Consider the following 19,803-nt stretch of genomic DNA (forward strand, 5'->3'; position numbering starts at 1 on the left):
AAACCCTCTTCTCCGGACCCTCACGCCTCCCGGCAGGGACGCACCCCGCACGGGCGCGAATGGCGGGCGGCCCCGCACGGGGCGCCCGGCGCGGTGGGGCGTGACCGGGCCGATGCGCCATCTCCCGGCCGCAGGCGGCGACCAGACGGGCGGTGGGCCGGGACTTGGGCGGCCCGACGTCCCCCGCGAAACCATCGCGGCGGGACTGATTTCCCCGCCGGCCTGGCGCCGGCTCCTCGCGGCCGCTGTCGCTGCAAATCAGTCCCGCCGCTCCGGTCCTGCGCTGGCGCTTCGGCCCCATGGGTTCGCGAAGGACGCGCTTCCGGCCGCCCCTGGCGTCGGCCCGTCGCCCGCAAATGGTCGCCGGCGACTTTCGACAAGGAGATGCACCATGTCTGCAATCGGTCACGTCACCCGCGAGGGCGCAGGCTTCAAGGGCCAGCTTCGGACCCTGACGATCCGCGCCCCGATCGAGATCGTCCCCAACGGCCGCAAGGCGAGCGAGAACCAGCCCGACTACCGGGTGTTCTCGGACGGCGCCGAGGTCGGTGCGGGCTGGATCCGCCGCAGCGAAACCTCGGGCAACGACTATGTGTCGCTGAGCCTCGCCGCGCCCGAATTCGGGCCGCGCCGGCTCTACGCCAATCTCGGCCGCGCCGCCGGCCAGGACGATGACGACGCTTTCGCCATCATCTGGAACCCGGCCGACTGAGCCGCCTCGCCCCGCGCCCGCCACCGGGCGCGGGGCCCTTTCCCCGTCGAAATCGCAGCCGGCGCGTTTCGACTCTGCCGCCCACGCCGCTCGCGGCCGATGATCCGGCGCACCGGGCCGCATGCCGCCGCCCGCGAAGGACAAGCATCATGGGCGACGAGGATATCGTGCGCGCGGCCCGCGCGCGGCACAGCCACCCGTTTCTCAACACCCGCCAGGCGGGCCATTATCTGGGCCTGTCGGTCAGGTTCCTGGAGCGCATGCGCAGCCGTGGCCAGGGCCCGGTCTTTCGCCGCCACGGCCGCTACGTCCTCTATCATATCGACGACCTCGACAGCTGGTCGCGCGCGACGGACGGCCCGCGGGTGCGCCATGACTGAGCGCGCCCGCAGGCTTTGCCAGATGGGCGCGGCCGGCCTTCTTGCGCTGGGCCTGGCGGCGACCATCATGGCGCCACCACGGCCGCGGCTGGTGTGGAACGCCTCGCCCAGTGCTCCGATCGGTCTTTATGCCGTGGTCGAGGGCGCGCCGGCCGCCGGCGACATCGTGATTGCCTGGCCGCCCGCATCTGTTCGGCAGCTCGCCGCGCGGCGGCACTATCTGCCCGCCAACGTGCCGCTGGTGAAGCGCGTCGCCGCCGGGCCCGGCGACAGGCTTTGCGCGCTGGGCTCCGGCATCTTGGTCAACGGCCGCCGCGTCGCCCGGCGCCTGGCGCGGGACGGCGCCGGCCGGCCGATGCCATGGTGGCGCGGCTGCACGAGATTGCGCGCCGGCAGCTGGTTCCTGCTCGTGGCGGACAGCCCGGCCTCGTTCGACGGGCGCTATTTCGGGCCGACCGGCGGGCGCGACATGATCGGCAAGGCGAGGCTGCTATGGGCGCGCTGAAGGCCGCCGGCACCGCGCTGGCGCTCCTCGCCGCGACGCCGGCGCTGGCCGATCCGGTCGCAACATGGCGGCCTTATATCGCCGAAGCCTCGGCCCGGTTCGCCCTTCCCGCGACCTGGATCGAGCGGGTGATGCTGGCCGAAAGCGGCGGGCGCACCCGCTTGCATGGCCGCCCGATCACCAGCCGCGCCGGCGCCATGGGGCTGATGCAGCTCATGCCGGGAACCTGGGAAGAGATACGTGTCCGGTACGGTCTGGGCGCCGATCCGCACGACCCGCGCGCCAATATCCTCGCCGGGACGGCCTATCTGAGGCTCATGTACGACCGCTTCGGCTATCCCGGCCTGTTCGCCGCCTACAATGCCGGGCCGGGCCGTTATGCCGCGCACCTTGCCGGCGGCCGGCCGCTCCCGGGCGAGACACGTGCCTATCTGGCCGGCATGGTCGGGGCGACGACCTCGCCTGCGCAGGCCGGGATCGTGCCACCCGCACATCCGATTTTCTTCGCGCTGCGGCCGCGATCGCCCCCGGCGACCGCCGCTCCCGCCCGGATGATGGCCGCAGATATCTTCCTTATCTATCGAGGCGGGACGGCGGCGCCGTGGCCCTGAGGCGGTCCGGCGCCGGCTGCCAATCCGGACCGTTCTTGCTATGCTGACAGGACGTGACGACTCGATTCCGGTCGCCGTCATGTCCAGAGGGCCGGGGGGCTGGAGAAATGGAAACCGACCGCGAGTTCTATGTCCGCCGCGCGGCCGAGGAACGCCGCGCTGCGGCGCGCGCCTTGTCCCCCGAAGCGCGGGCCCGGCATCAGGACCTGGCCGACACCTATGCCGCGAAGCTGCGCGCGATGGCGGGCGCCGGCGACGACGAAGCGGGCAGGCCGGCAGGGGCACGGCCGGCCTGCTGAGCGATCGACCGGCCGCCCCCTTCCGCCACATCCGGTGGGGGGCTCGTCTCGGCAAGACCCAGCATGACGGCCGCCGGCCCGGCTGTGCAAGGCCGGCGGCCCCTCCAATTTGCTCGCGCAAATCGGTTCCTCCGCCGCCGCTGCGCGGCGCCTGCGCTCGCGCTCCGGCGGCCCTGACAGCCAGGCCGGCGGCCGTCGGCGAGGCGGCGTTCTCGATTGGAGGACGCCAGCGAGGGAGGTTCCCATGACCCTGATATCGATCGTCCAGGCGCCGTCGCGCGACGCCTATCCGGCGCTGCTGGCCGGGCTGGAAGCGCAATATGGATGCGCCGGCAGCATCGAAATCGCAGCGCATTATCTGGCCGCGGAGCTCGCCGATTTCCACTGGGACAGCCGGGTCGCGGAGCGCTGGCTCGGCGCCTATGAGAGCCTCGAGGAGGAGCCGTCCGAGCTCGATCGCGTCGCGATCCTGGGCCGGTTGCAGGGCGTCTGGTTCGTCGCAACCTGCCTCGTGGACGGCAATGGCGCGGTCCATGCGCTGCACGATTTGCGGCTCATGCCCGGCGAACGGGAGGCCGAAACCGCGTTCGTCGACCTGCGCTGAACCAGGCGGATGCGCCTGTCCGGGAGCGGCGCCCGCCGGGCGTCGCTCCCTTTTCCTGGCCTCGACTCGCTCGGCCCCGGCGTGTCGGGGGCGGATTCTTCCGGGCCTGCGAAAGGGAGGGGCGGACAGGTGGTCGAAGCGGCGTGAGGGCAAGATAGAGGCACTGTCTCGCGACAGGGCCATCTCCTTGTCTGCACATCCTTTTTCAGGAATTTTCGCGAGACCGCGCGAAGGGACGCGAGACAGGCCGGCAAGAACTGGCGGTTTTCCGCCGATTTTCGGCTGCGTTCGCGAGACGGGTTGAAGGGCGGCGCGGGCATGTCATTGTGAGATGCGGGGCGTGACGCGAAACGCCGGAAAATGCCTGCGGATGGACGACGACGACTTCCTGCCCCGGCTCGGCCGGATGCGCGCCAAAGGCGCGAAGCGCGAAAAGACCTATCTGGGCCGGATCGTCGCCGCGACCCGGCGCGCCGGCGCGCGCCCCGGCATGCGCTATCGCCGCTTCGACGGCAGCCGGATCGGGCGCGGCGCCAGCATCGCGCGCGTGCTTGGCCATGGCGACCGGCATGCCGCCTTCCGGTCGCGCCGCGTCGTCGTCAAAGCCCGGCTTGCACTGATGGCAGGCAAGGGGCGTGCCGGCGCGAAGGCGCATCTGCGCTACATCCAGCGCGACGGCGTGACCCGCGACGGCCAGCCCGGCGCGCTCTATGGCGCCGAACGCGACGTCGCCGACGGCAAGGCATTCATGGAACGCTGCGACGGCGACCGACACCAGTTCCGGTTCATCGTCTCGGCCGAGGACGCCGACCAATATCCCGACCTGAAGCCGTTCGTGCGCCGGCTGATGAGCCAGATGGAAGCGGATCTGGGCACCAGGCTGGACTGGGTGGCGGTCGACCATTTCAACACCGGCCACCCGCACAGCCACATCCTGCTGCGGGGCAGGGACGAGCGCGGCGAGAATCTGGTCATCGCGCGCGAATATATTTCGCATGGATTTCGCGAGCGCGCGATGCGCCTGGCGACGCTTGACCTGGGACCGCGCACCGATCTCGAAATCGAACAGCGGTTGCGCAGCGACACGGGCGAGGCGCGGCTGACCGCGATCGACCGGCGCCTGATCCGCGATATGGACGCCGCGCGCATCGTCGGCGCTGGCGACCGTGACCCGTTTCAGCAAGCGCTGCGCGCGGGGCGGCTGCAGAAGCTCGCCAGCATGGGCCTCGCCGACCATCTCGGCGGCGACCGCTGGCGGCTGGCCGACGGCATTGAGGCCACGCTGCGACGGATGGGCGAGCGCGGCGACATCATCCGCACCCTGCAGCGCGCGCTCACGCTCGGGAACCTGGACCGCGCCCCCGTCGACCGGGCGATCTTCGATTCCGCAGCCGAGGGCGCGGCGCCGATCCTCGGCCGGGTCGTCCTGCGCGGGCTCGCCGACGAGCTCCACGACCGCCACTATCTGATCGTCGACGCCATCGATGGGCGCACCCATTATGCCGAGATCGGCAAAGGCGAGGCCGTGGAGCCGATTCCCGAAAGCGCCATCGTGCGGATCGCGCCGCGAACGGGCGGCGCGCGGCAGGCCGATCGCACGATTGCCGAGGTCGCCGCCGCCAATGACGGCCGGTACACGATCGATGCCCACCTGCGGCACGATGCGACGGCCAGCGAGGCGTTCGCCGAAACGCATGTGCGCCGGCTGGAGGCGATGCGCCGCGTCCTGCGCAATGTCGAGCGCGAACCGGACGGCGCCTGGATCATCGCGCCCGACCATCTCGACAAGGCGGCGGAGTTCGCGGCGCGGCAGCGTCGCGACCGGCCGGTGACGGTCCAGATCCTCTCGCCGATGCCGCTCGACAAGCTTCTGCAGGCCGAGGGCGCGACCTGGCTCGACCGCGAACTGGTGGCCGACGCGCCGGCGCTGGTCCGTGATGCCGGATTCGGGCACGACGTGCTTGTCGCGCAAGCGGCGCGGCGGCGATGGCTGATCGCGGAACGGCTCGCCGAAGAGCGGGAGGGCCAGACGGTCTACCGGCCAGGCATGCTTGCCGCGCTGCAGCGGCGCGAGCTGCTGCGCATCGCCGGCCGGCTCTCGGATGAGCTGGGCCTGCCATTCGTGGAAACGAAGGCCGGCGAGCGGATCGACGGCAAGTTCATCCGCGTCGTCGAAATGGCGAGCGGTCGCTACGCGCTGATCAGGCGGTCGCGCGACTTCACGCTGGTGCCGTGGCGACCGGTGCTGGAGCACCATGCCGGCAAGTCGGTGTCCGGCATCCTGCGCGGCGATGGAATCAACTGGACGATCGGACGCAGCCGGAGCGCGCCGTCAATCTCATGAGCGGCGCAGGAATGTCATGCGGGCCAGCCCGGCCATGTCACGGCTGCGGCGAATGTTGGTTGCGAGTGGTTGGCGCAGGTTCGAAATTGCCCGGCGGGATGCGCTAATAGAGAATCCCGCAACGCCTCCATCCCGAAACCCACCGCCATGCGCCGCGCTCGTCCCGTTCGCCGGGAGGGTTCCGCTCGACGATTGTGACACGGCCCGTTTCGCCGTCGCCCGAATAAGAACACCGAAAGCGGCCTTGCCCGCGAGCGGGAACACATTGGAGATCCCTTGGCATCGTGCAGACATAGCCCCCCTCGGAGAGCATCGGCATCGAGGATCCCATGGCTTCATTTATGTCTTGTGCAGTCGGAGAGGGGCCATCGGCCGACCGTGTGCCAGGCGGTTCATCTGTCGCGCAGCCAAATAACAGCAGAAAGATCCAAAGCCTGCCATGATGACGGTGCACGGCCATATGAGGACTTTGGCTGACCTCGCGAATGTCTGCAACAGGTCGTAGCGGGCCTGCGGGCTGGTCTTTTTCGACGGTTTCGACAGGTATCCGCTCCCATAGCTAAACCATGGGAGCTTCGTGGATCGACGTGGGAGGCATCTCCCCTAAGTCGTCGTCTGCTGCTATGGGTAGGAGGCAGATGATGATACGTCGATAGCGGGGACCGATGATCGTACCCAATCGCCTGCAAGCCGCCATGGACCGGATGGTGGTCATCCGCGATCAATGGCGCATACAGGTGGACTTGCTGTCCGACGAGGATGTCGCGTTGCGGAATGACGCGAATGGGGAAGTGACCGGCTACTTTCTTGACTATGCGCGCCGGCAGCTCGCCGGGATCGAGGACGTGATTGCAACGGGACGTACCAAGTACGGGCTCATCGTGCCCGACTGAATCGGGCCCGCCTGACGGGGAAGGCCGGAGCCTCTGTGGGAAACAGAACGGCTTCGCCCGCAGTGCGTTGCGCGAGGCGAGGTTGCGACGATCTCCTAGCCTGCAATAAGATCATCCGATGGGCGAGCCGGCCTTGCGCAGAGCGTCGTCGTCCGTTCGCCTGGCTCTTGCTCGTGCTCAGCCTTCGGGCCGCATCGGGTTGATATAGTCCAGGTCGGCGAAGTGCTTTTCATTGTCGGTCACGATGACGCAGCCATTTGCGTCCGCAACGGCAGCAATGATCATGTCGAGCGCACTGCGCGGTCGACCTGCTGCACGGCCCTCCGCCATGATCCGCGCCCACGCCAGGGCTGCCTTCTCGTCAAAGGGCAGAACGCGGCCGGCAAATAGCATTTGCGGCCCGTCCGGCCCGGCGAACCAGCTTTCGAGGTCGCGCTTCCTTCGTCCGTCGGGCAATTCCAGCACGCCCCGCCTGATTTCGGCGATGGTCAGCGTCGCGACGAACAGATCGGTATCGATCCGCTCGGCCATCCAGGTCAGCAGCTCCGGCGAAGGTGCCGGCTTTGTGACGTTGCTGATGATGTTCGTGTCGAGAAGGTAGCGCGTCACAGATCCACCGCGCGGCCTTCCGTCACCTCACGCGACAGGTCCAGATCGACGTCGACCAACGATGATCGACGCAGCGCAGCCAGGATGCCACCCTTTTCGGGTTTTCCGCCAACCGTTCGCGCCACCGAAGCGCGGATTTGCTTCGCCTCCGGTCCGCCTTCGGCGAGACGCTTGGCGAGGGAACGGATAAGCTCGCGGTCGGCATCGAGTCCAAGCACTTCAAAGCGCGCCATGCCGCGCGCCTGGAGCCGGCTCCGATAATTCTTTAGCGCCTTTTGCTGCGATGCGTTGGCCACGATCCTGTCTCCGGCATATATCCAGCAATATAGCCGGTAACTTGTCGGCCGCAAGGGGCGAAGACCGATACCATGCCCCGTCGCTTTCAGGCGAAGAGGGACGGATGTTCCCGATGCGCGACCCCCGTGTCGTCACTGCGAATATCGAAACAGCGAAGACGTTCGGTCAAATGCTGCGCGATGCGGGTCGCGGCAGTCCGGCGTCGATGCCGGTCAGGATCGGCCAGGCCGTCGAGCAGGGAAGGTGCGACACCGCACAGCGCCACTTCGAGGTGCAGCGAGAGGGTGTCATCGTCGATTCGGGTCATCTGATGATAAGAACAAAAACGGAACACTGAGTCAATCGCCCGCGGTGTGGCGGCAAGGGTCGGTGAAAAGGCGGTTGAGGGCGGCGGCGAGACGCTAACGCCCGCCCGCCCGCCGATGCGATTTTTCCCGGGTCAGGACGAACCGTCCTTCCCGGAGAGACACGTGACCCCGACCAAGCTGCTGATCGGCCAGATATTCGTGGTGTTCGCGATCGTCGTCGCGGGCGTCTGGGCGGCCACGCAATGGTGCGCGGCGATGTTCGGCTATCAGCCGCAGCTCGGGCTTCCCTGGTTCGTGCTCGGCGAATTCCCAATCTATCGGCCGTGGGCGCTCTTTGGGTGGTGGTACGCCTATGAAGCCTATGCGCCCGAGGTGTTCGACAAGGCGGGCGCGCTGGCGGGCGCGAGCGGCTTTCTCGGGTGCGGCACGGCGATCGCAGGCTCGCTTTGGCGGGCCCGGCAGCGCAGGTTCGTCACCACCTACGGCTCGGCGCGCTGGGCGACGCATCGCGAGATCGCGGGTGCCGGCCTGCATCGCGATGGCGGCGTGTTCCTGGGCAAGTTCAAAGGCCGCTACCTTCGTCATGACGGGCCGGAGCATGTCATGGCGTTCGCGCCGACCCGCTCCGGCAAGGGCGTGGGCCTCGTCGTCCCGACCCTGCTGAGCTGGACCGGCTCGGCCGTCATTCACGACATCAAGGGCGAGAACTGGCAGCTCACCGCCGGCTGGCGTTCGCTCTTCTCCCACGCTTTGCTGTTCAATCCGACCGACCCGTTGTCCGCCCACTACAATCCGCTGCTGGAGGTGCGCCGCGGCGAGCACGAGGTGCGCGACGTCCAGAACATCGCGGACATTCTCGTCGATCCCGAGGGCGCGCTGGAGCGGCGCAACCACTGGGAGAAGACCAGCCACAGCCTGCTGGTCGGCGCGATCCTGCACGTCCTCTATGCCGAGGAGGAGAAGACCCTGGCGCGCGTCGCCACGTTCCTCTCCGATCCGCAGCGGCCGTTCACAGCCACCTTGCGCCGGATGATGACCATCAACCATCTCGGCAGCGACGATGCCCCGATCGTTCATCCGGTGATCGCCTCGGCCGCGCGCGAGGTGCTGAACAAGTCGGACAATGAGCGCAGCGGCGTGCTCAGCACGGCCATGTCGTTCCTGGGATTGTACCGCGATCCCACCGTCGCCGAGGTCACATCGCGCTGCGACTGGCGGATCGCCGATCTCGTCGAGGCGGCCCGGCCCGTCTCGCTCTACCTGGTCATCCCGCCATCAGACATCAGCCGCACCAAGCCGCTGGTGCGCCTGGTGCTCAACCAGATCGGTCGGCGCCTCACCGAGCGCCTGGACCGCGGCCCGAGCGGCGAGCGCAAGCGCCAGCTCCTGATGATGCTGGACGAGTTTCCCGCGCTCGGCCGTCTCGATTTCTTCGAGACCGCGCTCGCGTTCATGGCCGGCTATGGCGTGCGCGCCTTCCTCATCGCCCAAAGCCTCAACCAGATCGAGAAGGCCTATGGCGAGCACAACGCGATCCTCGACAACTGCCATGTGCGTGTCGCCTTCGCCACCAATGACGAGCGCACCGCGCGGCGGATTTCGGATGCGCTCGGCATCGCCACCGAGCAGCGTGCGATGCGCAACTATGCCGGGCACCGGCTCGCCCCCTGGCTCGCCCATGTCATGGTCAGCCGCCAGGAAACCGCCCGGCCGCTTCTGACCCAGGGCGAGGTGATGCAGTTGCCGCCCTTGGACGAGCTCGTGCTGGTCTCCGGCATGGCGCCGATCCGGGCGAAGAAGCTGCGCTATTATGACGACCGCAACTTCCGGGGCCGCCTCTACCCCGCCCCGAAACTGCTCCCGGGACCCTATGCGGATCGGCCCGACCCGCGCGCGGACGATTGGGAACGGCTGTCTCGCGCGCCCGACATCCGGCTCGCCGCGACTGGCGACAACGCAAAGACGGGCGAGGATGAGGGTGGCCTCCAGCAGCAGCGCCATCCCGGGCTTGCCGAGGAAACCGCGCCGAAGGCCGAGCCGCCCAGGCAGCTCGACCTGCTCGGGCTCGAGGACGACGCCGATCCCGTCGCCGACAAGCGCGCGATGGACCCGGTCGCTCGCGCCCACGCCATGAACGAGGGCGTCGGTCGCGACCGCGACGCGCTGCCGAGCTTCTGAGGCGGCCGCGGTGAAGGCGAAACGCGTCCGCTACCAGCTCTTCCTCCCCGAGGATTTGAGCCAGCGGCTTGAGGCCCTGGCGGCGAAGCCCGGTGCCTCCAAATCGGGCATCCTCGCCGACGCGCTGGCCGCCTGGCTCAATCGGCAGGCCGCGAGCGAACTCGAGAACAGGTTCGCCCAACGCCTCGACCGTCTGTCGATGGCATTGGGCCGGGTCGAGCGCGACGGCCATGTCCTGCTCGAATCCCTCGCCTTGTTCATTCGCTACGAGCTGATGGTGCAGGCGCCGCTGCCGGAGGCGGACGACGCCGCGCGCGCGGTCGGGCGGGACCGGTTCAACGCTTTCGTCGCGCGGGTGGGCGAGGCGCTGGCGCGCGGTCACCGCACCTTCGAGCCCCCCGCTCCGCAGCCGATCGGACGCCGGTCGTGAGCGCTACCGTCTCCCATGAGCGGCGCCGCGCCATGCTGCGCACCGCGATGGGGGCAACCATCGCCGAAGCACTCGCCGACCCGGTGGTCATCGAAATCATGATCAATCCCGATGGCGTCTTGCGCCTGGACCGGCTGGGCGAGGGCCGGGTGGACACCGGCACCATCTATGACCCGGCTCAGGTCGAACGGATCATCCGCCTGGTGGCGAGCCACGCCCGCACCGAGGTGCATGCGGCGTCGCCGATCGTCTCGGCCGAGCTGCCACCGCATGGCGAAGGGGCAGGGGAGCGGTTCGAGGGCGTGCTGCCGCCGGTCAGTCTTGCGCCCTGCTTCTCGATCCGCAAGCCTGCGGCGAAGATCTACACCCTCACCGACTATGTAAGCGACGGGATCATGTCGGCGGACGCCGCGCGGCTTCTGTCGCTGGCCGTGGTCGGGCGGAAGAACATCCTGGTCGCCGGCGGCACCTCTTCCGGCAAGACCACCCTCGCCAACGCGCTGCTCGCCGAAATGGCCGGCCGGGACGAGCGGGTCATCATCATCGAGGACACGCGCGAGTTGCAATGCGCCGCGCCCGACACGGTGGCGCTGCGCACCCGCGCCGGGAGCGTGACGATGGCGGACCTGGTCCGCTCGACCCTGCGGCTGCGGCCGGACCGGATCATCGTCGGCGAGGTGCGCGGGCGCGAAGCCCTCGACATGCTCAAGGCCTGGAACACCGGCCATCCTGGCGGCATCGCCACCGTCCACGCCAACAGCGCGCTCGCCGCGCTCTATCGGCTCGAGCAGCTCGTCCAGGAGAGCGTCGTCACCGTTCCGCGCCGGCTGATCGCCGAAGCCATCGACATGATCGTGTTCCTCGCCGGGCGCGGCCTCGGCCGCCGCGTCGAGACGATCGCCAGCGTCGCCGGCCTCGATCGCGACGGCAACTACGCGATCGTCGACCTCACCCCCGATCCGCCAACCCGCCCCCGAGGAGACTGACATGCGCGCCCTGACATATCTTGATCGCCGGACCGCGTTCCGTATCAGCCTGGCCATCGGCCTGGCACTGGTCATTGCCGTCAGTGCGCAGGCCGCAGGCTCCGGCATGCCATGGGAAGAGCCGCTCCAGAGGGTGCTGGAGTCGGTGCAGGGGCCGGTCGCCAAGATCGTCGCGGTGATCATCATCATCGTCACCGGCCTCACGCTCGCGTTCGGCGAGACCGCGGGCGGGTTCCGGCGCCTCATCCAGATCGTCTTCGGCCTGTCGATCGCATTTGCCGCCTCGAGCTTCTTCCTCAGCTTCTTCAGCTTCGGCGGCGGGGCGCTCATCGCATGATCGGCGCCGGCACCCATATCGAAGGCTTCGAGGCGCCGATGCACCGGTCGCTCGCCGAGCCGATCCTCTTGGGCGGCGCGCCGCGCGCCATCGCGATCGTCAACGGCACGGTCGCGGCCGCGCTCGGACTTGGCCTCCAGCAATGGATCGCTGGCCTGGCGCTTTGGGCGATCGGGCACACGCTCGCCGTGTTCGCCGCCAAGCGCGATCCCGATTTCGCGCCGGTGCTCGCCCGTCACCTTCGCCAGAAGGGGCATTTCGCATGCTAGCCTTGCGCGAATATCGCAGCCGCGCCGACCGGCTGGCCGATCATCTGCCCTGGGCGGCGCTGGTCGCCCCGGGCGTCATCCTCAACAAGGACGGCAGCTTCCAGCGCACGGCGCGGTTCCGCGGACCTGATCTGGACAGCGCCACGGAAGCCGAGCTGATCGGCGCCTGCGCGCGCGCCAACAATGTGCTGAAGCGGTTCGGATCCGGCTGGGCGCTCCATTTCGAGGCGGAGCGCCGCGAGGCGCGGGGCTATCCGGCGAGCCGCTTCCCGGAGGCCGCCTCCTGGTTGGTCGACGAGGAGCGCCGCGCCGCGTTCGAGAGCGCGGCCCATCATTTCGAGAGCCGCTACTATCTGACACTGACTTTCCTCCCGACGCCGGACCAGGCGGACACGGCCGGGCGCGCGCTGGTCGAGCGCAGCGATGACGTGAAAGGCCGCGACTGGCGCCAAGCGCTCGCCGGATTTGTCGTCGAGACCGATCGGGCGCTCGACCTGTTCTCGGGATTCATGCCCGAGGTTCGCGCGCTCGACGATGGCGCGACCCTGACCTTCCTGCATGGCACGATTTCCGAGCGCCGCCATGCGGTCGGCGTCCCCGAGACCCCGATGTATCTCGACGGCCTGCTGGCGGATACGCCGCTGACCGGCGGGCTGGAGCCGATGGTGGGGGAGGCGCATCTGCGCACCCTCACTGTCCTGGGCTTTCCCAACCTCAGCCGGCCCGGGATCCTCGACGCGCTCAATCATCAGGATTTCGGCTATCGCTGGGTGACCCGCTTCATCGCGCTCGACAAGGCCGACGCCACGAAAGCGCTGACGCGGCTTCGGCGCCAGTGGTTCAACAAGCGCAAATCGGTGACCGCGCTGCTGCGCGAGGTCATCTACAACCAGCCCGTCCAGCTCCTCGATTCCGACGCCGACAACAAGGTGGTCGATGCCGATCTCGCCCTGCAGGCGCTCGGCGGCGACCATGTCGCCTTCGGCCATCTGACCACCACGATCACAGTGGCGGACAGCGACAAGGCGAGGGTCGAGGAGAAGGTTCGCGGCGTTGAACGGGTCGTCAACGGCCTTGGCTTCAACTGCATCCGCGAGAGCGTGAACGCCGTCGAGGCGTGGCTCGGCTCCTTGCCGGGGCATGTTTACGCCAATGTCCGCCAACCGCTGGTCCATACGCTGAACCTCGCGCATTTGATGCCGCTGTCGTCGGTCTGGGCGGGGCCGGCCAGGAACGTCCATCTGGATGGCCCTCCGCTCCTTTATGCGGAGACCAGCGGGTCGACGCCGTTCCGCCTCAGCACGCACATTGGCGATGTCGGACATATGCTTGTCATTGGCCCGACCGGTGCCGGCAAGTCGGTCCTGCTCGCGTTGCTGGCGCTCCAGTTCCGCCGCTATCCGGACAGCCAGGTCTACATCTTCGACAAGGGCTTCTCGGCGCGCGCGGCGGTGCTGGCGATGGGCGGCGCCCATCATGCGCTGGGCCTCGGCGGGGAGGACGACGACGGCCAGGCGATCGCGTTCCAGCCGCTGCGCCGTATCGACAATGCCCGTGAACGCGCTTGGGCGGCCGAATGGATCGGCGCGCTGCTCGCCCACGAGAAGGTGCTGATCACCCCCGAGATCAAGGAGGCGGTCTGGTCGGCGCTCACAAATCTCGCCACGGCCCCGGTCGCCGAGCGGACGCTGACAGGCTTGTCGCTGCTCCTCCAGTCGATCGCACTCCGCTCCGCGCTCGCGCCCTACACCTTGGAAGGGCCGTTCGGCCGACTGCTCGATGCGGCCGAGGACGATCTGGCTTTCGCCGACATCCAGTGTTTCGAGACCGAGGCGCTGATGGGGCAGGCGGGCGTGGTCGCACCGGTCCTGACCTACCTGTTCCATCGGTTGGAGCAACGGTTCACCGGCCGGCCGACTTTGCTCATTCTCGACGAAGCCTGGGTGTTCCTCGACCACCCGCTCTTCGCGACGCGCATCCGCGAGTGGCTCAAGGTCCTGCGCAAGAAGAATGTCGCCGTCCTGTTCGCAACGCAAAGCCTCGCCGACATCGCGGATTCGACGATCGCGCCCGCCATCATCGAGAGCTGCCCGCAGCGGATCCTGCTCCCCAATGATCGGGCGATCGAACCGCAGAGCCGGGCCGCCTATGTGCGGTTCGGCCTGAACGAGCGGCAGATCGAACTGGTCAGCCGCGCCACGCCCAAACGGCATTATTACCTCCAGTCCGCACGCGGTAACCGGCTGTTCGAGCTCGGGCTCGGCCCCGTGGCGCTGGCGCTGTGCGGGGCTTCCGACCCCGACACCCAGAAGCGCATCGACGCGCTCCTCGCCGAGCATGGCGCGGCCGGGTTCGCCCGCAATTTCCTGATCGACGCCGGCCTGACCTGGGCCGCCGCGCTCGTCGGTCGCTTTCCCGTTCAACCCCTGGAAGGAGAATGATGATGCGTAAGTACCATGTCGCAGGACTGATCGGCCTTGCTGTCGCAGACTCGATCGGCGCCGGCATGATGGCAACAAGCTCGCCGGCCTCGGCGCAGATGAACGTGTACGATCCGGCCAACTATGCGCAGAACCTGCTGACGGCAGCGCGGACGCTCACCCAGATCAGCAACCAGATCCAGTCGCTGCAGAATGAAGCGCAGATGCTGGCCAATATGGGGCGCAACCTGTCGCGGATCGACTTCCCCCAGTTCCGGCAGCTCCAGCAGCGGCTCGGCCAGATCGACCGGCTGATGGGCCAGGCGCAGGGCATCGACTTCCGGGTGGGCCAGCTCGACGACCAGTTCCGCCAGCTCTATCCGGAGAATCTCGACCAGCTCCTGCGCCGGGACCAGCGGACAGCTTCCGCCCGTGCGCGCCTCGCCGCCGCGATGTCGGCGTTCCGCCAGACGATGGGCGTCCAGAGCCAGATCGTCGCCAATGTCCGCGACGACGCCCAGGCGCTGGCCGAGATCGTTGCCCGCAGCCAGGACGCCGAGGGAAGCCTGCAGGTCAGCCAGGCGACCAACCAGCTCCTGGCGCTCACCGCCAAGCAGCAGCTCCAGATCCAGAACCTGATGGCCTCGCAGTTCCGCGCGCAGGCGATCGAGCAGGCGGAGCGGGCACAGATCGAGCGGGAGTCGCGCGAAAGCGTGCGCCGCTTCCTCGGCGACGGCCACGCCTACACGCCGCGCCCGCGCCAATGAGCTGAGAGGGATGGCGGCTGCGCCCCGGCCGCCGCCGTCCTCGTCGCGGGGCCTGCAGGACCGCACCCCCCAACGGCCGTCGGGCCCCGCGACACTTTTGGATTCAGGAACGAAAGCCGCGCCAAGTGGACGACCTCAACGTCATCGACCAGTTCATGGAGACCTTCATCCGCTACATCGACAGCGGGTTTGGGCTGCTCGGCCCCGACGTGGGGTTCCTGACCACCGTCCTCATCGGCATCGACATCACCCTGGCCGGCCTGTTCTGGGCGCTGGGGGGCGAGGACGACGTCATCGGCCGGTTCCTCAAGAAGATCCTGTTCGTCGGGGTGTTCGCGCTCATTCTCAACAGCTTCTCGACGCTCGCCGATATCATCTTCCGCTCGTTCGCGGGCCTTGGCCTCACTGCCGGAGGCGGCACGATCACCGCCGACGACCTGCTTCGGCCCGGCCGCCTCGCCGGAACCGGATTCGAGGCCGCCAAGCCCCTGCTGGATCAGGCAGCCGAACTCGTGGGCCCGATCGCCTTCTTTGAAAACTTCGTCGAGATCGCCGTGCTCATGGTCGCCTGGATGATCGTCATCGCTGCCTTCTTCATCCTCGCCGTGCAGATGTTCGTGACCATCCTCGAGTTCAAGCTCACGTCCCTTGCCGGCTTCGTCCTGGTGCCGTTCGCGCTGTGGAACCGGACCAGCTTCCTCGCCGAGCGCGTGCTGGGGAACGTCATCTCGTCGGGCATCAAGGTGATGGTGCTCGCCGTCATCGTCGGCATCGGCTCCAACTACTTCTCGGAGTTCACCAGCTCGCTGCAGGGACAAGAGGCCAGCCTCGAGCAGGCCGTGTCGCTGATGCTGGCGAGCCTCGCATTGTTCGGGCTCGGCATTTTCGGCCCTTCCATCGCCTCCGGCCTGGTCGCGGGCGCGCCGCAGCTTGGTGCCGGCGCAGCCATCGGCACTGTCGTTGGCGCCGGAGCAACGTTGGCCGTTGGTGGCGCGGCGGCGGTGGGCGGGGCTCGCGCCATCGGCGGCGCTGGCCTCGGCGCCATCCGCGCCGGCACCTCGATGGGCGCGGCGGCTTCGACCTCCTACAGGCTCGGGCAGGAGACGTCTGGTTCCAGCACGGTCGGTGCGGGCCTGCGCGGCATGGCAAGCGCCGCCAAGGGCGCGGTCTCGGATCGGACGAGCAACGCCTTCGGTCTCGGTGATGCCGCCGAACGCGGACGACAGGCCGCATGGCGGGCTGGTGGCGGTGCGCCGCAAGCCTCTCCCGCTGCCGACGCGACCCCGGCTTGGGCCCAGCAGCTCAGCGCCCGGCAATCCTCGCGTCATCGCCGCCAGCTCGCGGTCCATGCCCTGCGGGACGGCGAAAAGGGCGGCGCCGGCATTACTCCAGATATTCGCGAAAGGGACTGAGCCATGCGATTCAAGCGGGCCCTGCAACGCTACGGAAATACGCCCGAACCGGAGACGCCCTATCAGCGCGCGGGCCAACTCTGGGACGAGCGGATCGGCTCCGCGCGTGTCCAGGCGAGGAACTGGCGGCTGATGGCGTTCGGCGGATTGTTACTGACCATGGGCCTCTCCGGCGCCCTGGTCTGGCAGTCCATGCAAAGCCGGGTCGTGCCTTATGTGGTCGAGGTCGACCGGCTCGGCGAGGCGCGCGCCGTCATCCCGGCCGATGCCGACTTTCGTCCGACCGACCCGCAGATCGCCTGGCATCTCAGCCGGTTCATCTCGAACATCCGGTCCAAATCGCTCGATGCGGTGCTGATGCGCGAGAACTGGCTGTCGGCCTACGACTTCGTGACCGATCGGGGGGCCTTGTTTCTCGGCGAACATGCCCGCGCCGCCAATCCGTTCGCCGAGGTCGGCACGCGGACCGTATCGGTGCAGGTCACCAGCGTTGTCCGCGCGTCCGATACGTCGTTCCAGGTCAAATGGACCGAGAGCCGCTATGAGCGCGGTAGCCTGGCCGGCACCTCGCGCTGGACCGCCATCCTGACCCTGGTCATCCGCCCGCCGCGCAATGCGGACGTGCTGCGGAAGAACCCGCTCGGTCTCTATGTCGAGGCGGTCGACTGGAGCCAGGAGCTCGAGGAACCCCCGCGCGACGACAGGCCGACGGCCGACAGCGGATCGGCTTTCGACCCGCCGGCCGATCTGCCGCTCGGATCGCCGCTCGATCCCGGTCTCGCCAGCCAACCTCCCGAAAGGAATGTCCGATGATCCGACCGATCACGCTCGCCGGCACCGTCGCGCTGTGCCTGATGCCTGCCAGCGCGCCGAGCAACCCGCCCGCCGAACTCGCCTCTCCCGCGGCCCGCGTGGCGGCCGCCAACCGAGCAGCGCTGCGCGAGCCTTCGCTCGCCGGCTATCTGAACGCCGTCCAAGTCTATCCCTATTCTGCTGGCGCGCTCTATCGGGTCTATGCCGCGCCGGAGCGTCTCACCGACATTGCCCTGCAAGCCGGTGAAACGCTGATCGCGGTCGCGGCCGGCGACACGGTGCGGTGGACCGTTGGCGACACCAGCAGCGGCAGCGGGGAAGGGCGGCGCACGCATGTCCTCGTGAAGCCGTTCGCCGCGGGCCTGCGCACCAATCTCGTCATCACGACGGACCGGCGCGCCTACCATCTCCAGCTCGAGAGCAGCGCGGCCGCCGCGATGACGGCAATTGCCTGGAGCTATCCCGAGGACGCGCTACTGGCCGTCGCAAGAGACCACGCCGCCGCCAGCGCCGCTCCGGTCGGCTCAGGGATCGCGGTCGAACAGCTCAATTTCGCCTACCGCATCAGCGGCGACCGGCCGGGATGGCGACCGCTGCGGGCATTCGACGACGGGCGCCAGACCTATGTCGAGTTTCCGGCGAGCATCGCGATGGGCGAGGTTCCGCCCTTCTTCGTGATCGGCGCGGAGGGGGAGGCGCAGCTCGTCAACTATCGGATGGCCGGCCGCTATTATGTGGTCGACCGAGTCTTCAGCGTCGCCGAATTGCGGCTCGGGACGCGCCGCCAGCAAATCGTGCGCATCGAACGGCGAGATCGCCCGCGCGCAGGGACCGGGTCGTGACGGAGTCATCGCCGCCGCCGGGCGCGCCTGCCAAAGCCGACCCCGAAGCCCTGGTGCTGCGTGCACCGCGGAGCCGCATTGTCCGGTTCAGGCGCGGCGTGATCGTCGCACTGACGGCATCGGCCGCCATCGCCGTCGCCGGCATTTCCTGGCTCGCCTTGCAGCCGCCAAGCTGGCGTCTGGTCGCCGACGGTGACGACGGCCCGCGAGCCGTGGCGGCGCCGCCTGATGCCCTTGCCGGGGCGCCGAAATCCTATGGCGAGGTGCCCAGGCTGGGGCCCCCTCTTCCGGGTGACCTCGGCCGACCGATCCTCGCGCGCCAGCGCGAGATCGCGGCCGCAACAGAAGACCCGTCCGCCGCAGCTCAGGCGCAGCAAGCAGAGACCGAACGCCAGCGGGTTCTCGCCGAGCGGCTGGCCGCGCGCCAATCGGGCGTCATGATGCCGATCAGCGGATCTTCGGCGCAATTGCCTTCGCCCCTTGGTGGACGACCCGAAGCGGCGCCTCGATCACCACCGGATGACCCGCCGGACGAGCAAATGTCCCCGAGAGGGGAGCGCGCGAGTGCGGCGGTGGGTCGCTCGAACACCGACGGCACCGTCAATCCGCATCGCCTCACCGCAGCGCCTTCCCCTTATGCCCTGCTGGCAGGCAGCGTGATCGCGGCCAGCCTGATCACGGGCCTGAATTCCGATTTGCCCGGCTTCATCACCGCGCAGGTCACCGAGAATGCCTACGATACCGTGACCGGCCAGATCCTGCTCGTTCCGCAGGGTTCCCGACTGGTCGGGAGCTACGACAACGTCGTGGCGTTCGGCCAGAGCCGCGCCCTGGTGGTATGGCAGCGGATCATCCTTCCCGACGGCTCGTCGATCCAGATCGACAATGTGCCGGCAACCGACATGTCCGGTTTTGCCGGACTTTCCGACCGGGTCGACCGACATACATGGCAGTTGCTCAAGGGCGTGGTGCTCTCGACCTTGCTCGGCGTCGGCTCGGAACTGAGCTTCGGGAACACGGAGAGCGATCTGGTCCGCGCGATCCGGCAATCCGCCCAGCAAAGCGGTGCCCGGGCAGGTGAGCAGCTTGTGACCAGGAACCTGAATGTCCAGCCAACGCTTCGGGTGCGATCCGGCTGGCCGCTTCGCGTCGTCGTCCATCGAGATATCGTGCTGGAACCATGGAGAGGCGGACGTGGCTGACTTGAAGCTGGCGAAGCTGCCCGATCGCACGCCGGTGAAGCTGACGATCAGCCTCACGCCGGATCTGCATGGCGCACTTGCCGACTATGCCGCGCTGTATGCCAGCACTTATGGCGAGACGGAGCCGATCGCCGAGCTCGTGCCGGCGATGCTGGGCACTTTTCTCGAAAGCGATCGCAGCTTCGCCAGGAACCGCAAACAGGCTCTAGCCGGGCCGGCGCAGAAATAGGGCATGCCATGGACGACAATGACGACCTGATCACGACCGAGCAGCTGGCTGCGGAACTCAGCGTTCCTCCGAGTCGCCTGCACAAGGCGCGCGTCTCGGGAATCGACTCCCCGCCATTCATCAAACTCGGGCGGCTGGTTCGCTATCGGCGGGGCGACATCCGCAACTGGATCGCGTCGAAGCCCCGAGCGAATTCCACCAGCGAGCGCGGCTGAGCGGGTCCATCACCTGTCGCGCGATCGGGAGCCGGCCGGATCTGATCTCGCGTCCATTCGACAGTCGCGATTTTGGTCCCGCACCAGATTTTTGCAAATGTCTCGGTCTGCTCGCCTACATGACGCCTGAGAGGACATTCA

Annotated in this window: 24 protein-coding genes; 21 read left to right on the forward strand and 3 right to left on the reverse strand. The window is 68.3% G+C overall.

Features of this window, described 5'->3' with window-relative positions:
* Window positions 1-391 precede the first annotated feature (391 nt).
* From RCO27_RS14640 to RCO27_RS14675, 8 genes are all read left to right on the forward strand, one after another.
* Window positions 392-712, forward strand: coding sequence for a DUF736 domain-containing protein (locus RCO27_RS14640; RefSeq protein WP_309003440.1), 321 nt, complete (start codon window positions 392-394; stop codon window positions 710-712).
* Window positions 713-861: 149 nt separating this feature from the next.
* Complete coding sequence (locus RCO27_RS14645) at window positions 862-1,092, forward strand: helix-turn-helix domain-containing protein (protein WP_309003441.1); 231 nt, start codon at window positions 862-864, stop codon at window positions 1,090-1,092.
* On the forward strand, window positions 1,085-1,597 hold the full coding sequence (locus RCO27_RS14650) for a S26 family signal peptidase (RefSeq protein ID WP_309003442.1): 513 nt from the start codon (window positions 1,085-1,087) through the stop codon (window positions 1,595-1,597). The genes RCO27_RS14645 and RCO27_RS14650 overlap by 8 nt, the downstream gene beginning before the upstream one ends.
* Window positions 1,585-2,208, forward strand: a complete 624-nt coding sequence (locus tag RCO27_RS14655) for a lytic transglycosylase domain-containing protein (RefSeq protein ID WP_309003443.1) — start codon at window positions 1,585-1,587, stop codon at window positions 2,206-2,208. The genes RCO27_RS14650 and RCO27_RS14655 overlap by 13 nt, the downstream gene beginning before the upstream one ends.
* Before the next feature lie 107 nt (window positions 2,209-2,315).
* Complete coding sequence (locus tag RCO27_RS14660) at window positions 2,316-2,507, forward strand: hypothetical protein (RefSeq protein ID WP_309003444.1); 192 nt, start codon at window positions 2,316-2,318, stop codon at window positions 2,505-2,507.
* 244 nt (window positions 2,508-2,751) lie between these two features.
* Window positions 2,752-3,111: a hypothetical protein gene (locus tag RCO27_RS14665; RefSeq protein ID WP_309003445.1), complete on the forward strand. Its 360-nt coding sequence runs from the start codon at window positions 2,752-2,754 to the stop codon at window positions 3,109-3,111.
* A gap of 370 nt (window positions 3,112-3,481) precedes the next feature.
* A complete protein-coding gene (gene rlxS, locus RCO27_RS14670) occupies window positions 3,482-5,455 on the forward strand; it encodes a relaxase/mobilization nuclease RlxS (protein WP_309003446.1) in 1,974 nt (657 codons plus the stop codon).
* Window positions 5,456-6,120: 665 nt separating this feature from the next.
* Entirely contained in the window at window positions 6,121-6,348 is a 228-nt protein-coding gene (locus RCO27_RS14675) for a hypothetical protein (RefSeq protein WP_309003447.1), read from the forward strand.
* Between the two features lie 177 nt (window positions 6,349-6,525).
* Here RCO27_RS14675 and RCO27_RS14680 read toward each other — a convergent pair whose 3' ends face one another.
* The 3 genes from RCO27_RS14680 to RCO27_RS14690 all read right to left on the reverse strand — a co-directional run bounded on the left by RCO27_RS14680 (window position 6,526) and on the right by RCO27_RS14690 (window position 7,561).
* Complete coding sequence (locus tag RCO27_RS14680) at window positions 6,526-6,957, reverse strand: PIN domain-containing protein (RefSeq protein ID WP_309003448.1); 432 nt, start codon at window positions 6,955-6,957, stop codon at window positions 6,526-6,528.
* Window positions 6,954-7,253, reverse strand: a complete 300-nt coding sequence (locus tag RCO27_RS14685; protein WP_309003449.1) for a hypothetical protein — start codon at window positions 7,251-7,253, stop codon at window positions 6,954-6,956. Before RCO27_RS14685 ends, RCO27_RS14680 begins: the two co-directional genes overlap by 4 nt.
* An 86-nt stretch (window positions 7,254-7,339) precedes the next feature.
* Complete coding sequence (locus RCO27_RS14690; protein ID WP_309003450.1) at window positions 7,340-7,561, reverse strand: hypothetical protein; 222 nt, start codon at window positions 7,559-7,561, stop codon at window positions 7,340-7,342.
* 163 nt (window positions 7,562-7,724) lie between these two features.
* Here RCO27_RS14690 and RCO27_RS14695 point away from each other — a divergent pair, with 163 nt between their 5' ends.
* The 13 genes from RCO27_RS14695 to RCO27_RS14755 all read left to right on the forward strand — a co-directional run bounded on the left by RCO27_RS14695 (window position 7,725) and on the right by RCO27_RS14755 (window position 19,662).
* Window positions 7,725-9,740 carry a conjugal transfer protein TraG gene (locus RCO27_RS14695; RefSeq protein ID WP_309003451.1) on the forward strand — a complete coding sequence of 672 codons (2,016 nt, stop codon included), beginning with the start codon at window positions 7,725-7,727 and terminating at the stop codon, window positions 9,738-9,740.
* A gap of 10 nt (window positions 9,741-9,750) precedes the next feature.
* Entirely contained in the window at window positions 9,751-10,170 is a 420-nt protein-coding gene (locus RCO27_RS14700) for a CopG family transcriptional regulator (protein WP_309003452.1), read from the forward strand.
* Window positions 10,167-11,156 (forward strand): P-type conjugative transfer ATPase TrbB, encoded by a 990-nt coding sequence (trbB, locus tag RCO27_RS14705; protein WP_309003453.1) that lies wholly within the window; start codon window positions 10,167-10,169, stop codon window positions 11,154-11,156. The genes RCO27_RS14700 and trbB overlap by 4 nt, the downstream gene beginning before the upstream one ends.
* A gap of 1 nt (window position 11,157) precedes the next feature.
* On the forward strand, window positions 11,158-11,493 hold the full coding sequence (locus tag RCO27_RS14710; RefSeq protein WP_309003454.1) for a TrbC/VirB2 family protein: 336 nt from the start codon (window positions 11,158-11,160) through the stop codon (window positions 11,491-11,493).
* On the forward strand, window positions 11,490-11,762 hold the full coding sequence (locus tag RCO27_RS14715; protein ID WP_309003455.1) for a VirB3 family type IV secretion system protein: 273 nt from the start codon (window positions 11,490-11,492) through the stop codon (window positions 11,760-11,762). The genes RCO27_RS14710 and RCO27_RS14715 overlap by 4 nt, the downstream gene beginning before the upstream one ends.
* Window positions 11,756-14,203: a conjugal transfer protein TrbE gene (trbE, locus tag RCO27_RS14720; protein WP_309003456.1), complete on the forward strand. Its 2,448-nt coding sequence runs from the start codon at window positions 11,756-11,758 to the stop codon at window positions 14,201-14,203. The genes RCO27_RS14715 and trbE overlap by 7 nt, the downstream gene beginning before the upstream one ends.
* Before the next feature lie 2 nt (window positions 14,204-14,205).
* Window positions 14,206-14,949, forward strand: a complete 744-nt coding sequence (trbJ, locus tag RCO27_RS14725; protein WP_309003457.1) for a P-type conjugative transfer protein TrbJ — start codon at window positions 14,206-14,208, stop codon at window positions 14,947-14,949.
* 125 nt (window positions 14,950-15,074) lie between these two features.
* A complete protein-coding gene (trbL, locus tag RCO27_RS14730) occupies window positions 15,075-16,361 on the forward strand; it encodes a P-type conjugative transfer protein TrbL (RefSeq protein ID WP_309003458.1) in 1,287 nt (428 codons plus the stop codon).
* 3 nt (window positions 16,362-16,364) lie between these two features.
* Entirely contained in the window at window positions 16,365-17,174 is an 810-nt protein-coding gene (gene trbF / locus RCO27_RS14735; RefSeq protein ID WP_309003459.1) for a conjugal transfer protein TrbF, read from the forward strand.
* The gene (gene trbG, locus RCO27_RS14740) at window positions 17,171-18,016 is read left to right on the forward strand and encodes a P-type conjugative transfer protein TrbG (protein ID WP_374990390.1); all 846 of its coding nucleotides are present in this window, start codon (window positions 17,171-17,173) and stop codon (window positions 18,014-18,016) included. Before trbF ends, trbG begins: the two co-directional genes overlap by 4 nt.
* Window positions 18,013-19,218: a TrbI/VirB10 family protein gene (locus tag RCO27_RS14745; RefSeq protein WP_309003460.1), complete on the forward strand. Its 1,206-nt coding sequence runs from the start codon at window positions 18,013-18,015 to the stop codon at window positions 19,216-19,218. Before trbG ends, RCO27_RS14745 begins: the two co-directional genes overlap by 4 nt.
* Window positions 19,211-19,447, forward strand: a complete 237-nt coding sequence (locus RCO27_RS14750; RefSeq protein WP_309003461.1) for a DUF2274 domain-containing protein — start codon at window positions 19,211-19,213, stop codon at window positions 19,445-19,447. The genes RCO27_RS14745 and RCO27_RS14750 overlap by 8 nt, the downstream gene beginning before the upstream one ends.
* An 8-nt stretch (window positions 19,448-19,455) precedes the next feature.
* On the forward strand, window positions 19,456-19,662 hold the full coding sequence (locus RCO27_RS14755) for a DNA-binding protein (RefSeq protein ID WP_309003462.1): 207 nt from the start codon (window positions 19,456-19,458) through the stop codon (window positions 19,660-19,662).
* Window positions 19,663-19,803 lie beyond the last annotated feature (141 nt).

The sequence above is a fragment of the Sphingosinicella sp. LHD-64 genome, from assembly GCF_031157375.1.
In the GTDB taxonomy this organism is placed as follows: Bacteria; Pseudomonadota; Alphaproteobacteria; order Sphingomonadales; family Sphingomonadaceae; genus Allosphingosinicella.

Excerpts from the sequence above, each read along its gene's own strand:
- RCO27_RS14640 (WP_309003440.1), top strand. The coding sequence starts at position 392 with ATGTCTGCAATCGGTCACGTCACCCGCGAGGGCGCAGGCTTCAAGGGC.
- RCO27_RS14645 (WP_309003441.1), top strand. The coding sequence starts at position 862 with ATGGGCGACGAGGATATCGTGCGCGCGGCCCGCGCGCGGCACAGCCAC.
- RCO27_RS14650 (WP_309003442.1), top strand. The coding sequence starts at position 1,085 with ATGACTGAGCGCGCCCGCAGGCTTTGCCAGATGGGCGCGGCCGGCCTT.
- RCO27_RS14655 (WP_309003443.1), top strand. The coding sequence starts at position 1,585 with ATGGGCGCGCTGAAGGCCGCCGGCACCGCGCTGGCGCTCCTCGCCGCG.
- RCO27_RS14660 (WP_309003444.1), top strand. The coding sequence starts at position 2,316 with ATGGAAACCGACCGCGAGTTCTATGTCCGCCGCGCGGCCGAGGAACGC.
- RCO27_RS14665 (WP_309003445.1), top strand. The coding sequence starts at position 2,752 with ATGACCCTGATATCGATCGTCCAGGCGCCGTCGCGCGACGCCTATCCG.
- rlxS (WP_309003446.1), top strand. The coding sequence starts at position 3,482 with ATGGACGACGACGACTTCCTGCCCCGGCTCGGCCGGATGCGCGCCAAA.
- RCO27_RS14675 (WP_309003447.1), top strand. The coding sequence starts at position 6,121 with ATGATCGTACCCAATCGCCTGCAAGCCGCCATGGACCGGATGGTGGTC.
- RCO27_RS14690 (WP_309003450.1), bottom strand. The coding sequence starts at position 7,561 with ATGACCCGAATCGACGATGACACCCTCTCGCTGCACCTCGAAGTGGCG.
- RCO27_RS14710 (WP_309003454.1), top strand. The coding sequence starts at position 11,158 with ATGCGCGCCCTGACATATCTTGATCGCCGGACCGCGTTCCGTATCAGC.
- RCO27_RS14715 (WP_309003455.1), top strand. The coding sequence starts at position 11,490 with ATGATCGGCGCCGGCACCCATATCGAAGGCTTCGAGGCGCCGATGCAC.
- trbE (WP_309003456.1), top strand. The coding sequence starts at position 11,756 with ATGCTAGCCTTGCGCGAATATCGCAGCCGCGCCGACCGGCTGGCCGAT.
- trbJ (WP_309003457.1), top strand. The coding sequence starts at position 14,206 with ATGCGTAAGTACCATGTCGCAGGACTGATCGGCCTTGCTGTCGCAGAC.
- trbF (WP_309003459.1), top strand. The coding sequence starts at position 16,365 with ATGCGATTCAAGCGGGCCCTGCAACGCTACGGAAATACGCCCGAACCG.
- trbG (WP_374990390.1), top strand. The coding sequence starts at position 17,171 with ATGATCCGACCGATCACGCTCGCCGGCACCGTCGCGCTGTGCCTGATG.
- RCO27_RS14755 (WP_309003462.1), top strand. The coding sequence starts at position 19,456 with ATGGACGACAATGACGACCTGATCACGACCGAGCAGCTGGCTGCGGAA.